General features: G+C 53.8%; 14 protein-coding genes and 1 pseudogene. 8 read left to right on the top strand and 7 right to left on the bottom strand.

Annotated features, from left to right (window positions below; genetic code table 11):
* The first annotated feature begins 582 nt into the window (after positions 1–582).
* On the top strand, positions 583–1779 hold the full coding sequence (locus AB4O09_RS12770) for a hypothetical protein (protein ID WP_460087878.1): 1197 nt from the start codon (positions 583–585) through the stop codon (positions 1777–1779).
* 157 nt (positions 1780–1936) lie between these two features.
* On the opposite strand, the gene AB4O09_RS12765 is transcribed toward AB4O09_RS12770, so the two are convergent.
* A complete protein-coding gene (locus AB4O09_RS12765) occupies positions 1937–2809 on the bottom strand; it encodes a hypothetical protein (RefSeq protein ID WP_460087881.1) in 873 nt (290 codons plus the stop codon).
* Positions 2810–3137: 328 nt separating this feature from the next.
* On the bottom strand, positions 3138–3929 hold the full coding sequence (locus tag AB4O09_RS12760; RefSeq protein ID WP_460108295.1) for an NAD(P)H-dependent oxidoreductase: 792 nt from the start codon (positions 3927–3929) through the stop codon (positions 3138–3140).
* Positions 3930–4014: 85 nt separating this feature from the next.
* Between AB4O09_RS12760 and AB4O09_RS12755 the strand changes: the two genes are divergently transcribed.
* The 3 genes from AB4O09_RS12755 to AB4O09_RS12745 all read left to right on the top strand — a co-directional run bounded on the left by AB4O09_RS12755 (position 4015) and on the right by AB4O09_RS12745 (position 5703).
* Positions 4015–4932 (top strand): LysR family transcriptional regulator, encoded by a 918-nt coding sequence (locus AB4O09_RS12755; protein ID WP_460108292.1) that lies wholly within the window; start codon positions 4015–4017, stop codon positions 4930–4932.
* 85 nt (positions 4933–5017) lie between these two features.
* Positions 5018–5272 carry a hypothetical protein gene (locus AB4O09_RS12750; protein WP_038857379.1) on the top strand — a complete coding sequence of 85 codons (255 nt, stop codon included), beginning with the start codon at positions 5018–5020 and terminating at the stop codon, positions 5270–5272.
* 44 nt (positions 5273–5316) lie between these two features.
* Positions 5317–5703 carry a hypothetical protein gene (locus AB4O09_RS12745; protein WP_038857382.1) on the top strand — a complete coding sequence of 129 codons (387 nt, stop codon included), beginning with the start codon at positions 5317–5319 and terminating at the stop codon, positions 5701–5703.
* A 364-nt stretch (positions 5704–6067) separates the two neighbouring features.
* Here the strand turns inward: AB4O09_RS12745 and AB4O09_RS12740 are convergent, their stop codons facing one another.
* Positions 6068–6994 carry an alpha/beta hydrolase gene (locus tag AB4O09_RS12740; protein WP_027913173.1) on the bottom strand — a complete coding sequence of 309 codons (927 nt, stop codon included), beginning with the start codon at positions 6992–6994 and terminating at the stop codon, positions 6068–6070.
* Between the two features lie 122 nt (positions 6995–7116).
* On the opposite strand from AB4O09_RS12740, the gene AB4O09_RS12735 reads away from it, so the two are divergent.
* Entirely contained in the window at positions 7117–8061 is a 945-nt protein-coding gene (locus AB4O09_RS12735) for a LysR family transcriptional regulator (protein WP_060613961.1), read from the top strand.
* Between the two features lie 357 nt (positions 8062–8418).
* Here AB4O09_RS12735 and AB4O09_RS12730 read toward each other — a convergent pair whose 3' ends face one another.
* The 3 genes and pseudogenes from AB4O09_RS12730 to AB4O09_RS12720 form a co-directional block, all read right to left on the bottom strand.
* Entirely contained in the window at positions 8419–9378 is a 960-nt protein-coding gene (locus tag AB4O09_RS12730; protein WP_081042427.1) for a restriction endonuclease, read from the bottom strand.
* Positions 9379–9562: 184 nt separating this feature from the next.
* On the bottom strand, positions 9563–10018 hold the full coding sequence (locus tag AB4O09_RS12725; protein ID WP_060613963.1) for a hypothetical protein: 456 nt from the start codon (positions 10016–10018) through the stop codon (positions 9563–9565).
* 214 nt (positions 10019–10232) lie between these two features.
* Positions 10233–10658: pseudogene (locus AB4O09_RS12720) on the bottom strand (GNAT family N-acetyltransferase).
* An 18-nt stretch (positions 10659–10676) separates the two neighbouring features.
* Between AB4O09_RS12720 and AB4O09_RS12715 the strand changes: the two are divergent.
* Together AB4O09_RS12715 and AB4O09_RS12710 are read left to right on the top strand one after the other, a co-directional pair.
* Positions 10677–11438, top strand: coding sequence for an SDR family NAD(P)-dependent oxidoreductase (locus tag AB4O09_RS12715; RefSeq protein WP_003203124.1), 762 nt, complete (start codon positions 10677–10679; stop codon positions 11436–11438).
* Between the two features lie 85 nt (positions 11439–11523).
* Positions 11524–12219 carry an HAD family hydrolase gene (locus AB4O09_RS12710; RefSeq protein WP_003203137.1) on the top strand — a complete coding sequence of 232 codons (696 nt, stop codon included), beginning with the start codon at positions 11524–11526 and terminating at the stop codon, positions 12217–12219.
* 14 nt (positions 12220–12233) lie between these two features.
* Here the strand turns inward: AB4O09_RS12710 and AB4O09_RS12705 are convergent, their stop codons facing one another.
* Positions 12234–13127 carry a LysR family transcriptional regulator gene (locus tag AB4O09_RS12705; protein WP_013693655.1) on the bottom strand — a complete coding sequence of 298 codons (894 nt, stop codon included), beginning with the start codon at positions 13125–13127 and terminating at the stop codon, positions 12234–12236.
* Positions 13128–13221: 94 nt separating this feature from the next.
* Between AB4O09_RS12705 and AB4O09_RS12700 the strand changes: the two genes are divergently transcribed.
* Positions 13222–14388 carry an MFS transporter gene (locus AB4O09_RS12700; protein WP_027913168.1) on the top strand — a complete coding sequence of 389 codons (1167 nt, stop codon included), beginning with the start codon at positions 13222–13224 and terminating at the stop codon, positions 14386–14388.
* Positions 14389–14441 lie beyond the last annotated feature (53 nt).

Genomic DNA, 14441 nt, shown 5'->3' with positions numbered 1-14441 from the left:
ATAGCGCCGACAGAAGTCACGAACTAATACAGGAGCACTTGTCGGCTCAAAAGCGGTAGATCAACCCCGCATACTCTTGATCAACTAGCTTTGGTCTTCTGCCTTGGAGTAATCAACCTCCGCGATCTAGTTCAATAGAGGCCTCAATCGGTGCTGGCCGATGCGAGCGGTAGCTTATGACCACAGCAGCCTGTCGCGACCGTCCGCATTGGGTGGTTTTCTGCTTCTCGCGACAGGCAGAAATCGGCTGATTCTGTTGAAAAAGTCGGCCATGGTTTCCACGGTAGAAAAGTACGCACTTGAGATTGAAATCTTTACATCGAGCAGAGGAATCCGGGCTCAGATTTCGCATAGCGGCGCGCAAAAAAGGCGTTTTCAGCAATCAGTATGCGGGCAGTCTGGAAGAACCGACTTTTTCAACAGAATCGGCCATAAGCAGTACTTCGAGGAGCTGCGGCCTGTACCGGTCGGCATCAGCTACGTCCGAACCCCATTCTTCGTTCCCCTTCCGTGGTGAGCATTCGACCAGTTTTTATGCTATGAGTGATGGCACATTGACCCAGGCCGGCTCAGGGAGACGCCATGCTTACCGTCCGTTACCCCCACCTACTGCAACATGTGGTTGACCTTCACCAAGGCATTTGCACCATTGCGAACGATGCAGATGGGACATTTCTCCTAATTATCAAAGCGCCTAAGGAAAATGTTTTAGCAGCGAAGATGAGGCAACGAATTGGGTTCTATCTGGCGCCTTGTCTCCTGGATGGTGTCACTTACCACAGCCTAGTAACCACCTATGAAGATGATGAGTTTAATCCCCTCTTTATTAATACCCCTCTTCTCGATGATGAGATGGGGCACTCAATTCTCCACATGCTGTCAGTGGAGAGCTTCAATGTTCACTTCTTTGATGATAACAATCGAGAGCTACTTGGATACAAAGCTCAGAACCCTAACTACTCAAATTTTGACAAAAAAAGCTACAAGCTTGCACCATCATCTCTGGAAACAGCATATAGGATTCGCGACATCAGCCACAATTGGTTTATGCGAAGAACTCTGAAAGATGACAGCGAAGCTATTAGGGCCACCTTTACCGAATCGCTGATGTTAGATGACTTATTTATCCTTGACACCATTCCGATGAATAACCTCTATCGTAAAGGCTCGCAAGTCAGCCATAGCACATTAGATAGAGAGGAGCCAGGCAGCTACCAGGAAATGGATATTGTTCGACTTCTCCAAAAGGTTTTCGTGGACGCCTCTATCTTCTTAAATCCGTTGAGAACAGACAACGATGAAGAATTTGTAGACATCTTGGTAGCAACTGACGACTATTTGCTTTTGATTCAGGCAAAAGATAGTCCGAACACTGAAAAGTCTTTAAGCAGAACGATAGAGCGAAAGAAGGCTACTGTTTCCAAGGCACTGAACAAAGCAATAGATCAAACGCGTGGAGCCATAAAATACCTGAGACGACAAGAAGATTTGTACTTTCATTTTGGCGATGATGTTTTCGAGATTGAAACGCATGACAAAGCGATTCGAAATCTGATTGTCGTTCAGGAAACATTCGAAAGCGATTGGGAAAGCTATTCAAGTCGCGTGTTAAAACTTAGTGACGAAATGGAGAGCCCATGTTATGTGATGGGATATCCTGAGCTTGTCACTTGGACTGCCAAGCTAAGCACGCCAGAAAAAATCTTTGAGCTTTTCGATAGCATCATAGAAGATGGGCAGCAGACTGGAGTATTCCCTAGGATTACTTTCTACAACTAACACACCAGTCTACTCGCACCCTGAAATAGCGAATTCACACTCCAATAGAGCAAAACCGATCCTGGATAGTTCTGAACTCACCATATAGCTAGACTAAAGGAGTCAGTTGGAAATGAACACCGAGCAACGCAAGAGGCAGATGCTCGGCAATCTAGGTTTATGAGGCTGTAATGCTATCTGACACCACCTTCAGTTTTTGGTAGTCGTCAATGAAATTTCCTAGCTGATTGGGGACAGCCTCCTCAATCTTGAACTTGGCCTTTCTATATTGGTCAATAGCGTCAATCCTAGCAGCATCCGAAGCTTTGAATACTGTGATATTTTTCTTGATTTCTACAAGCGCCTTTGCAGCATCTTTATAGAGTGGTGCCAGCTCAATAAGCTTGTGCATTTTTCCAGGTAAAACCTTCATGCGCCTGTAGCCACCGTAGCACTCATCCTCTTGCTCTGAGTTAAAAAGGTCGTTAAATGATGTAAAGTGACGATATAGCTCAACTTGCTCTTCCAGAAGCGGAGCAAGTTGCTCAGTGCAATATTTAACAATATCCATGTAAAGGAGGTCGATTTCAGTGTTGCTTGGGTTATCCAAAAGATACCCTACCTTACTGTGAAGCTCTGAGATCTTCTCATGAATTAGCTCGGCGGCCTGTTTTCTTAAGTAAAACGTTCTAATGGGAAGGTTGAACTTCACCACCAAGGGGTTATACTTCTCCTCAAGAAACTCGAAGAAGTCCAGAGCCTTGTAGTCGATGGATTCAACAGAGGCTGCCAACTTCTCATAGGCCCGACCACAAGCCTCGATCTTAGCTTTTCGATTAGCAGATATGGGTGCAAGCTTTGCAGCTGCATCTCTAATAATATCTTTGTCAATTGTGGCTGCAAGGTAAGATATCGCATCCGAGCGCTTTGGATCTGAAGTCGAACAGGCTTGATTCTTTAACATATTGTAAACAGCTTCGATTCCATGCCTACCAATCTCTTCGGCAACGTGAAACGGAAGAAAAGAATATTCGTTTGAGTTCCAGTCCACAAACATCAACTCCACTAATTTTGCGTATTCTATCAGCAGGGGCGTTTACTGGCAAAAAAGGGAAAAGAGACGGATTTATTTGCCAAGAAGTCTTCGGCCCGACCACCGTCGAGGTCAAGGACAACGAGCAACCGCGCGCTCCCCGCGTGGCCTGCGGGACAAAAAGGGGGACGAATATATTTAACTTTCTCGTTGTGACCGTCATTACTGACATCCAAGAATAATCAATCCTGAGACGCGCGACCCGACTACCTACGCCCTTGGCCTCAAGCCTCCAGCTACGCGCCAAGTCGCGCGCTAGGCCACTTTCTCCAATACGCGTTTCACCTCAAACCCAATCACCGTCACTGATATGAATACCAAGATCGCAACGACCAGATGCAAGATGCGATTTAAGCGTCAACGCCGGAATTTCATAATCGCCATGATTCTGGCGACGAAATGGCAGAGGTTGATCACTGAAGAGCCTATCCAAGCGAGCGGCATAAGCCGTGCAAATGGATTGGAACCGGGCGGCGTCCATCTTGCTGGTCTTATAGATTGGGAAGGCCGGCATGACCGTGAAGCCAGGATAGAAAAGCACCCCATGCTGGATAGGAAATAGCAGGTCATCCAACGCGCCGTTCACCCCTCGGCCACTGTAGTGGGATTCCCAACCGCCCATCGTGACCACCAACATGGCGCGCTTGCCTGTCATGCTGCCTTCGCCGTAGCGATCGCCCCAGTGGTTTTCGCTATGTTCGCCGACCCCATAGGCAAAACCGTAAGCGTAGACGCGTTCGATCCAGCCCTTGAGAATCGCGGGCATCGAGAACCACCACAGCGGAAATTGAAAGATGACGGCATCGGCCCAGCGCAATTTGGCCTGCTCTGCCTGGATGTCCGCCGGTTGGCTGTCAGCGGCAAATACACGCTGGGATTCAAGCGCCGGGTTGAAAGGCGTTTCTGCGTCATAACCTGGGGCGTCGTCCGGATCGAGGGATGCTTTCCACCGCATGCTGTAGAGATCTGAGACTTCGACCTCGTGGCCTGCTGCTTCCAGGTGAGTGATTGCAAAATCCTTGAGCGCGCCATTGAGCGAACGAGGTTCGGGGTGGGCGTAGATCAGCAGTATTTTCATGAGGGGCTCCGCGTTGAATGTGTCCCTCAGCGTAAGCATGCATCCGCTATGATAGAAATGAATTCCCGAAACATATGGTATTTGCATGCACAATAGCTTGCGCCGTCTGGATCTTAATTTGCTGGTCACATTGGATGCCTTGCTGGCCGAGCAGAATGTGACGCGGGCAGCGCGCTTGCTCAATCTCGCGCAACCGACCGTCAGCCTGCAACTGGGCAGGCTGAGGGATCTTCTTGATGATCCGCTTTTACTGCCTGGCCCCCGAGGGATGTCGCCCACCGAGCGTGCTCGCGAATTGCAGGGGCCCCTGCGTGACGCGTTGGCCGCGCTGGAAAGCGCACTGAGTCCTGTTGCCGCTTTTGAACCCGGACGGTCCCATCAAACGTGGAAGATCGCTGCCAGTGATTATGCGACGACTGCCTTGATCTGGCCGTCGCTCTCGCGGCTCAGGCGCCTGGCCCCGTACACGCGGTTGGCGCTTATGAATAAACCGACTGGCGACTATGCCAAGGATCTGGAGAACGGCCTTATCGATCTGGCGCTGCACACCCGCGATGAAGCGCCGTCCAAGTTGCGTCAGCGTTCCTTGATTCACGAACGCTATGTGCTGGCGGCGCGGCGCGACCATCCGGCTCTGGCAACCAGGTTGTCGCTCAAAGCGTTCTGCGCGCTTGAACATGCCGTCATGTCACCTGATGGCGCCGGCTTCGTTGGCAGTACCGACCACGCGCTGGCAGCCGAAGGTCTGGAGCGGCGAGTGGTATTGTCCGTGTCCAATTTCAACTCGCTGGTCTCAGCATTGGTGCACAGCGATTTGGTTGCGGTGGTGCCGGAAAGGCTGGTGAAACATGAGCCGGCGCTTCACGTCCAGGCACCTCCGCTGGCCATTCCCGGGTTTGAAATGCTGATGTTATGGCCCGAGCGACTGCATCGCGATCCTGCCCATATGTGGCTACGCGACCTTATCGCTTCGACGTTGGAAACAACCGGCGCGCAGAAATAAATGGACCGGACCATGAAACGATGACGACGCCCCCCTGCCCCCGTGTCCCGTTAATAATGTCCAATTCACTCCAAGGAAGAAGCTAATGTCCTCCGATCCCCTATGCCTGGTTTTCGTACCCGCCCTTGCAGCTGTACTCACAGCAGCCGAGTCAAAAAAAGGCGCTCCACTCACCGAACTCGAAGTCTGCAACATCCGAGACCAGGCCACCTGCATTGCGGTAACCTTTGCCACCGCGCTGGCGATGGAACAAGAGCGGGGCTATGCGGATATCGTTGCTGAGGATTGCTGGAATGAGTGGCTACGGTTACGTCGCTCGATTCAACCAAGCCCACGTTGAGGGGCTGACACCTCAGCCATTGAACACCCCGCCTGGAGCCTTTTATGCCACCCACCTCACGTGACGACGCCCGTATTGAGCGTCGTCTCATCGCCACCCTGACCGAAGCCTGTGAAACCGCCAAAACTGAAATCCCGGGCTTCGCCTGGCTGACCCACACCGTCGACTATCGCGCCTTTCCCCAAAGCCTGCGCGTGATCTGGATTTTCGACAGCCGCGCCAGCCAGGAACACGCCCTATCAACGGGGGCCGACAACCGCATGCGTGAGCTGACCGCCGCCGCCCTGAACGACGCCGACGTACACGTCACCCACATGGCCCGCTGCGTCAGTTTCGACTCCGAAGAAGAATGCCGCCTCCGGCATGGCGGCGACTGGCGCCTGCGCCTAGCCAAGGTACACACGACCAACGCGCCTGCGAGCCATCGATGACCCACTGCTGCGGGCCCATTCTCGACGGCACGCGAGAAGACATCTGGACAGATCATCTTGCGAACTGAAAGTCAGCTGCGCCCGGAGTAACGGGTTGCTTTAGGCCAAAAGCTGACACCGCTGTAATGGTTCGTTTAGCTAAGTTAACGTGCGTATATGTTGAGCTGCTCAGGAAACAACTTCTCGGAAAGAGGATGTGGACCGCCAAGAATGTCTATCTCGATGCAATCAACCCTAGTGCCGGACAAAACCAGTTTTGGCCTCGTCGTCGACGCAGGTGCGTACCCATCCAGGATGAGCCCCGTTGTTTGAATGCCAAGGGGTGAACCGCGACAGTCGGAAACTGCCGCGGTCGGTTTACGTTTTAGCGATTAGCGTCGGCCAGGCCAACCTCAATGAAGCGCACGGAACTCTCCATTGCCTGCTGACCTTCTGGCAGCATGGTGGCGTAGAAGTGCCAGGCATGGAACATCGCAGGCCATACTTCCAGGTTGACGCGAACGCGGTTATCAGCCAAATGAGTTGCAAGATGCATCGCGTCACTCAACATCAGCTCGTTCTCGCCGATCTGCACCAGAATTGGCGGAAGTCCAGTGACGTCCGCGAACACAGGAGAGGCCAGAGGATGATTGGCCAATGTGTCGCCCAAGAACGCCCTGGCCAGAATATCCAGGACAGGCTTGGAGTTCAGAGGATCCAAACCTTCACGATTGCTCATGGAAGCACCGGTGTGTTCAAGGTTTGCCCATGGCGAAATGGAAGCGCCAACCGCAGGCAATGGAAGTCCTTTGGATTTGGCCGCCACCATCACGCTGACAACCATCGCGCCGCCAGCTGACTCGCCAGAGAATGCAATCTTGTTAGCCGGGATCTTCTGCTCAAGCAACCACTCGTAGGCGCGCAATGTGTCGTCAATAGAGGCTGGGAACTTGTGTTCAGGGGCAAGGCGGTAGTCCGGCATGTACACACGAGCACCAAGCATCTTTGCGTAGTTGCCGCCGATGCCGTGATAGCCGTCTGGACGCCCAACAATGTAAGCCCCTCCGTGGATGTACATCACTACTGCGTCGCTTTTGATCTCGTCCGGAGTGACCAGTGTGCCTGGCACTCCACCCATGTCGACTGCTTCAAATTTGACGCCAGCAGGCGCTGGATTTAGCGCGAGCATTTTTGCGTAGGAGTCGCGGATGTCGCTCATCTTTGTGGTGGTATCGATTCCCTTAAGAACGGGTACCAGATCGCTAAGGCTGTTAGCCCAGGTTTGGACGGCTGCTTGTACTTGAATGTTCATAATGACCTCAATTGATCGCTGGGCAACGGAATGGCTAATTGAGATATTATTCTCATAATTGGGGAATAGGGTTCCCCATAGCCGGGTGCTAAGCCACCCGAACGTTGACGTCCAGAGGTCCCATGGAACTCCATAACCTGAACGATATTGCAGCGTTTGTAAGCTCGGTAAACGCTGGGAGCTTCACTGCGGCGGCCAAGCAACTTGGCCTTACTCGCTCGGCAGTGGGGAAGTCCATAGTCAGGCTTGAGGCTCGATTACAAGTACGTTTGCTGAATCGCACCACTCGTAGTTTGAGCATGACGGATGACGGCCAGGTTCTTTATGAGCGCTGCGTGGGCGTTCTTCAGGATCTGGACGATGTGGAGGATGCCCTTGCGTTTCGTCGTTCGACACCCAGTGGACGACTGCGGATGAGCCTGCCAGTTGCGTTGGGCAGACTTCATGTCCTTCAGCACATTGAGTGCTGTCTGAAGGATTGGCCATCCTTGAGCGTGGATATCACCTTTTCCGACAGGCTGGTCGACCTGATTGATGAGGGATTTGACTTGGCCATGCGCATCGGGCCTCCCAAGGAAGACTCTCGGTTGCTCACGCGCACCGTGGCCTACCAACGAATGATTACCTGCGCTTCACCCAAGTATCTGGCTGAGCATGCCCCCCCAAAAACGCCCGAAGATCTCTTCGAGCATCAGTGCCTGCATTTCGTGAGCGGCGGGAGACTGCTTCCCTGGAATTTTCGAGTGAACGGTCGCTCTTTGCCAGTTACTCATGGTGGAAGGCTACAGATGGACAGTGCTGAGTCATTGCACCAGTCAGCTGTCGCAGGCCTGGGTATCGCGACTCTTCCTTCCTATGTGGTTAACGACGATTTGAGAAGCGGCAAGCTCGTTCAATTGCTCGCAGGATATGCAGAGGCCGCAGAGCCTATTCGGGTGATCTACCCTAGCAAGCGGCACCTCTCTCCAAAAATTCGACTCTTCATCGATAAACTTGTGGAGGCTTGGTCGCCTTTTCCACCATGGGAGCATAATCCGGCGAAAGGTACTCCTCTGTCTGCCCCCTGAGCGAAGCGCATGTATCTGGTCGGTCCGCGGTTTATACGCCGTAAATTCATCTCATACCGGCTTCGATTTCAGACTTTGGGCACGGCGCCCGTATTCACAATAATGTACTAACTCGAAGACTTGAGAGACCGCTTCTGGCCGATAGCCGCCTGTAGTGAGCGGCTATCGGCCGTCATCCTTCGATGGCGGGTTCCGCTACTGCAGCAGCGGCGCTGGGCTGACGGCAATTATCTGGGCAGCAGTGCATCAACTGCTTTACCGCCAATTTGCTACTAAAGATTCAATGAGATTCCTGATTTGCTTTTTTAACGCGGAAGTTGTATTGAGCTCAAGATGAGATAATTATTAAGTTATTATTTACATGAATCGCTCTGCATAACCTTCCGAAATCATAGCAGCCCCATCAAAGATACATTCTTCTTCCAAGTTAAATTTAAACCAGTCATCAATGCGCATGTCGCTAGTTGCTTTAGTGCTAGTAATTTCCAGCATATCCAAAATATTATGGTAGTCCATTAGCTCTAAATTGATTTTTCCTAACTCATTAATGCTCAGCTGCGAGATACTCTTTGCTTCCTGCTTTGCCGGTTCTGAGTACTTTTCCCTGTTCGACACAAGAATCCCTTGCGGCACGTGCCTAGCCAACAATGTTCCTGCAACCTCTCGAACAACCTTGACACTTTCAGCTTTATTGGTTGACTCATGCCATTTCACTTGAATGATAGTGCCAACCTTATTGCCTTTGAGAATGTATCCGTCGACTCCTCCATCCTTAGTGCCACCAAGAGACTTAACTTCGCAACCCAGATAATCACTCAAAAGGTCCATCACAAATGTTTCTGAACGCTTAGGAGAGATGTTGGTTAGCTCCTTGGGGTAGCGTCTAAGATGTGTTGCTAAGTAATCAGTTGACTGAGCATCAATTGGTTCGATGGCCTTGTATCTCCCTATCACGCCTCTTCGAGGGTGGGAGTGTAAGTGGCTATTCCACTCTCTAAATCCAATGCCTCCCCAATAGCCACATTTCAAGCAAAGCTGAATATCTTCATCTTCAACTAATGACTCGACCTGAAAAGTTGGGCTCCTGCAAATGGAGCATGTTTTAAATTTTGTTAATCTATGTAATTCTTTTTGAAGGCGTTCATCGTCAACTCGGCAATACCTTTCCCCTCTAGGACCTTCAAATGCGGGGGAAAAGTTCAACCCGCCCAACGATGCAGCCCAATCACTCGGTTCGTCTGCAGTCATTTCAGGTTGGTTGTAATCGTATTGTGTTGGCATGAATTGATCGAAAATAGCAACCCTAATCTCTTTCATGGTGAGTCCTCAAGTCCCAAAAATTTATATTGCTATAAGTAGCCAATGCTATTCATTTTTACGCCACCTCTGTGAGGTGGGGAGGCCGGCCAGATGATTCTCAGATTTGTTTTCTCTACTCTGTACGGCCGCTGCTGGCCGATTGTGCCCGTTGCGAATACCTGCAATAGGGCTGTTGAACCTTTTAGAAAGCCGCCGCATCATTGATAACTGCCTCATATGCATGCTTCTCAAATGTGAAGGGACCAACACCGTTTAGGATTTGAGGCTCTTCATAGCCGTTCTCGTAAGCAAAGGAGTCCCACATGTAACAGTCATCGTTTTGGCGAACAAATACTGAGTAGGCGCCACACCCGATGTCGCCGCACTCGGGGCAGATGTAAAGGAGGATACGACCACTTTCTGTTTCAGCGTGTTCGCGTAAAAGTAGGCGAGAGTTAGATAGCCTGTTTGGCTCCGGGAAACCCTTAACGAAACAGCCCATGAAATCTGAATGACCACCATCAGCTAAGACGAGAGCATTGAGCAACGAACGTCCGTTAATCAGAAAATCGATGGAGATTCGTTCGGCCACGGTGCAGCCATTTGAGGAGCTTCCCGGGCGAAACAACTGTTGAAATGTGAGGGAATTGGTGTCCATTCCTGCGAACCATTTTATGCACTGAATGTGCGTGGGATTACATACAACATTGAAGGGGGGCAAGGCAAATTTCATCAGGTGATTGACCGCTTTTGGCCGATGGTTGCCTGTCGCGGAGGGCAGAGAACGACCCAAAGCGCCCGATCAGCATTGGCTGAAATGAGCCGATTGTGGTCTGCTATGAAGCAGCTATCGGACCAAAATCAAAACGTTGTCAGCACAACAGCTTCTGGTAATAGAGCCGGGTATGTCCCGGAGGATAGTCTGCCAGGCGTCCGAATTCGGAGTAGCCAAGTTTTTGATAGAAGCCGGGGGCCTGAAAGCTGAAGGTCTCCAGCCAGATACCGGTGCAGTGCTTTTTCTGCGCGACTTCTTCGGCCATGGGCATTAGCCGTTCACCAATACCCTGACCACGCATCGACTCGGGAACACTGACAAGATCGATGAGCAGCCATCGATAAGAGACCTTGCCGTACAGTCCGCCAATGACTTAGTTACTGTCAGGGTCTCGTAGCAACAGAGCAAATGTTTCATGGGCGTCGTCTCCACCGTTGGCCAGGTTATGGGCCAGCAACGGGGTCAAAATTCCTAGTCGTTCTGCTTCAGTCGCATTTTCCGAAAGCTGGATTTCTACAGGCAACCCATTCGAGATATCCATATGAAACCCGATCCGACGATCGATAACGTATTACGCGTCGCGTTGGTTACAGGATCCACTTCCGGTATCGGCGCAGCCATTGCGCGTGTACTAAGCCGGGCAGGCTATGCGGTGGTGCTCCATTCGCGAAATTCTGCTGATACGGGACGCGCTATGGTTGCCGAAATGAAGCAGGCTATTTACGTGCAAGCCGATCTTGCTTTCGAAGCTGACAGGGTCAGGCTTATTAACGAGGCGATCGCTGCGTGGGGGCAGCTCGACGTACTGGTCAATAATGCCGGTATTAGCAGAGTCATTCCGCACAGCGACCTTGCCGCGGCCAACTCGACGGTGTGGCACGAACTTAACGAGGTTAATGTCGTGGCGCCGTTCCACCTGGTTGCATTGGCCGAGTCGGCATTGCGCGATGCCGCCCGTTACCGTCGAGCCGGTTGCGTCGTAAACATCAGTTCCCATGCCGGCATCCGTCCTAAGGGCGCATCGATTCCCTATGCGGTAAGCAAAGCTGCGCTTAATCACATGACCCGCTTGCTCGCGGTATCGCTGGGGCCAGAAATTCGCGTAAACGCTGTGGCGCCTGGCTTGGTCGACACGCCTCTGACCGCAGAATGGACAGATGCCCAAGAGTTGTGGCGAACTCGCGCACCCATGCGCAGGGCCGCTAGCCCAGACGACATCGCAAAAGCTGTTGTAATGCTGGTCGAGTCGGACTACTTGACCGGCGAGATACTCCTCTCGGACGGCGGGTTGAATCTGACCTAGGCGAGCGTGCTCCGGTGTAGCAGGTGAGAAGACGGGTCACTCTGTAATCAAGTTAGCCAATGCATCGTGATCGCTGGGAGGGAACTTGGCACCGAAAGCTATTCTGTTCGATCTGGACAACACACTCACCCATCGCGCGCTCAGCATTGACCGCTACGCTGAGCGATTTCTGCATGAGTTCAAGATTGAAATCGCTGAGGCAGACAGCCGTCAGATCTCTCATCTGATCGCGCGCATCGACAACGGTGGATATCTACAACCGGGATCGGAATATTCTTCCATCCGCGAGGCGATTGGGTACACGCTAGCCCAGGAGCTGAAGTGGACTGGGCCAGTCGATCCCAAGCGATTAATTACACACTGGATGAATCACTTCCCGAGCGCTGCGGTTGAAATGCCAGGCGCTAGCGCGATGGTTCAAGCGCTTCATCGCAAGGGTATTGGCATGGGCGTCATCTCCAACGGCGCCGAGCATTCGCGACGGCAGACCTTGGAGGCACTACCTTTCGGCGAAACAATTGAAACGATGATTTGCTCCGAGGCGTGCGGCATTGCGAAACCGACGCCTGAGATATTCCATCTGGGAGCGCAGGCGTTGGGAGTTCGTCCTGAGCATTGCTGGTTTGTCGGTGATCACCCACAGAACGATTACCTGGGTGCTACAGCAGCCGGAATGCTTGCCGTCTGGTTGAGTGGATTCCATCCATGGCCAGCGAGCATAACGCCAGCGGAGCGTTCCATTAAAACATTGGAAGGACTCCTGGACATGCTTACAACCTAGCAACGGTCCACCGCTTACATCCGATGATGCTCCACCAAGAAATCCACAAACAACCGCACCCGCGCCGGCATTGCCGAGCCCCCTACGAACACCGCATGAATCGGTTCCCGGTCGCCGGGGTTCCAGGCTTCCAGCAGCGGTATCAGGTCGCCGCGCTGCAGGTCCTCGCTCACGGTGAACTCGCCGATACGCGCAATGCCGGCACCTACTCGCGCAAGTTGTGCCAGCGCTTCACCACTGCTGCATTCGATGTTGCCGCTGACCTTCAGGGAGAACTCTCGTCCGTCGCGGATGAACGGCCAGTTGGGTTCGGCACGTCGGAAGTTGAAGCGTAGGCAGTTGTGCCGGAGCAGGTCTTCCGGTTCCTCGGGGGTGCCGTGGCGCCGCAGATAGTCGGGCGATGCCACCACTACCTGGCCGGTGTCGCCGATCCTGCGCGCGGTCAGCGGGCTGTCGGGCAGATGGCCAAAGCGTACCGCTACGTCGGCCTGGCCGCCGAGAATGTCGACCACTTCGTCGCCGAGGGTGAGGTCGACGACGATGTTCGGGTAGCGGGCGCTGAACGCTGCCACCAAGGGAACGATGGCCAGCCGCCCATGGCCAAGGGCGGCGCTGACCCGCAAACGGCCCTTGGGTACGCCCTGGTCGGCGATAGCTTCTTCGACCTCGGCCATGTCGGCCAGGATACGCCGTGCGCCGCGCAGGAACGCCTCACCCTCGGCGGTGAAGGTGATCGCTCGGGTGGTGCGCAGCAGCAGGCGGGTGCCAAGGCGTTGTTCGGTACGCGCGATGATCCGACTGACCGCCGAGGGTGTCAGTCCCAATGCACGCGCGGCGGCTGAAAGGCTGCCTTCTTGCGCCACGGTGGCGAACACGCTCATTTCACCGGACCTGCCGTTAAAGTCCATTTGTGCCTCTTACGCAAAGGTGATTGCCAAAAATGCTATCTACCGCCTGGAAAAGTTGGATCGTAGCATTGGCGGCATAGATAAGGAGCCTTCCATGCGTATCAATCCACCACTTGTCGCACTCGCCATTGGTGCCTTTGGCATCGGCGTTACCGAGTTCGCCCCCATGGGCATGTTGCCGGGCATCGCTGCGGATCTCGGCGTTTCCATTCCCGCTGCGGGTCTGTTGGTCAGTGCTTACGCCCTGGGCGTGCTGCTTGGCGCGCCGCTGATGACCCTGACCACCGGCAGGATTCCCCGGCGCTATCTGCTGATCGGGCTCATGGCGATTTTCACCCTGGGTAATCTGATGTCAGCCTTGGCTACCGATTACTACAGCCTCATGGTCGCCAGAGTGGTGACCTCACTGAACCACGGTGCGTTCTTTGGCGTTGGTTCCATCGTCGCCGCCAGCGTGGTCGCCCCGCAGAAGCGTGCCGGAGCGGTCGCGGCCATGTTCATGGGCCTGACCCTGGCGACCATCGGCGGCGTGCCGCTGGCCGCCTGGTTTGGCGAACTGTTCGGCTGGCGCACCGCTTTCTGGGGTATTACCGGCCTCGGCGTGGCGACCATGGCCGCGTTGTGGTTCGCCCTGCCCAACCTGCCAGCACCGCAAAGCGCCGGTGTACTGGCCGAAATTCGGGTACTGGGCCGTGGACCGGTGCTGGGGGCGTTGGCCCTGACCGTCGTCGGCTCGGGTGCCATGTTTACCGTCTTCACCTATATCGCGCCGATCCTCAGCAGCGAGACCCACGCGTCCACCGCCTACATCACGGCCATGCTGGTGCTGTTCGGTGTGGGGTTGACGCTGGGCAACATGTGGGGCGGCAAGGCCGCCGACCGCTCGATCGATCGCACCCTGATCGTTTCACTGAGCGTGCTGATTCTTGTCTTGCTGGCGTTCACCGTACTGATGCGTTGGCCGCTGCCGGCCGCCGTGGCCATCCTGATATGGGGTATCGCCAGCTTCGCCCTGGTGCCGCCGCTGCAGATGCGCGTCATGGAAGCAGCCAAGGACGCGCCCAACCTGGCCTCGGCGGTGAACATCGGCGCCTTCAACCTCGGTAACGCGATTGGTGCGGCGCTCGGGGGTGCGGTGATCAATGCCGGGCTGGGTTATCCGGCGATCTCCCTGGCCGGGGCGGCAATGGCGGGGTTGGGTTTGCTGATGGTGTTGGCTTTTGCCTGGCGATCCAGAGCGATTGCGGCTGCGGTGGTGTGAGGATGATGTGAGGGGGGGTGTTAGTCGCCATTGAGGCGCTCAAGCAGCCCCTT

The sequence above is a fragment of the Pseudomonas sp. H1_F01 genome (genome assembly GCF_054681425.1).
The sequence above is the reverse complement of the archived record's forward strand: the minus strand, read 5'-3'. Positions and strand labels throughout refer to the sequence as shown.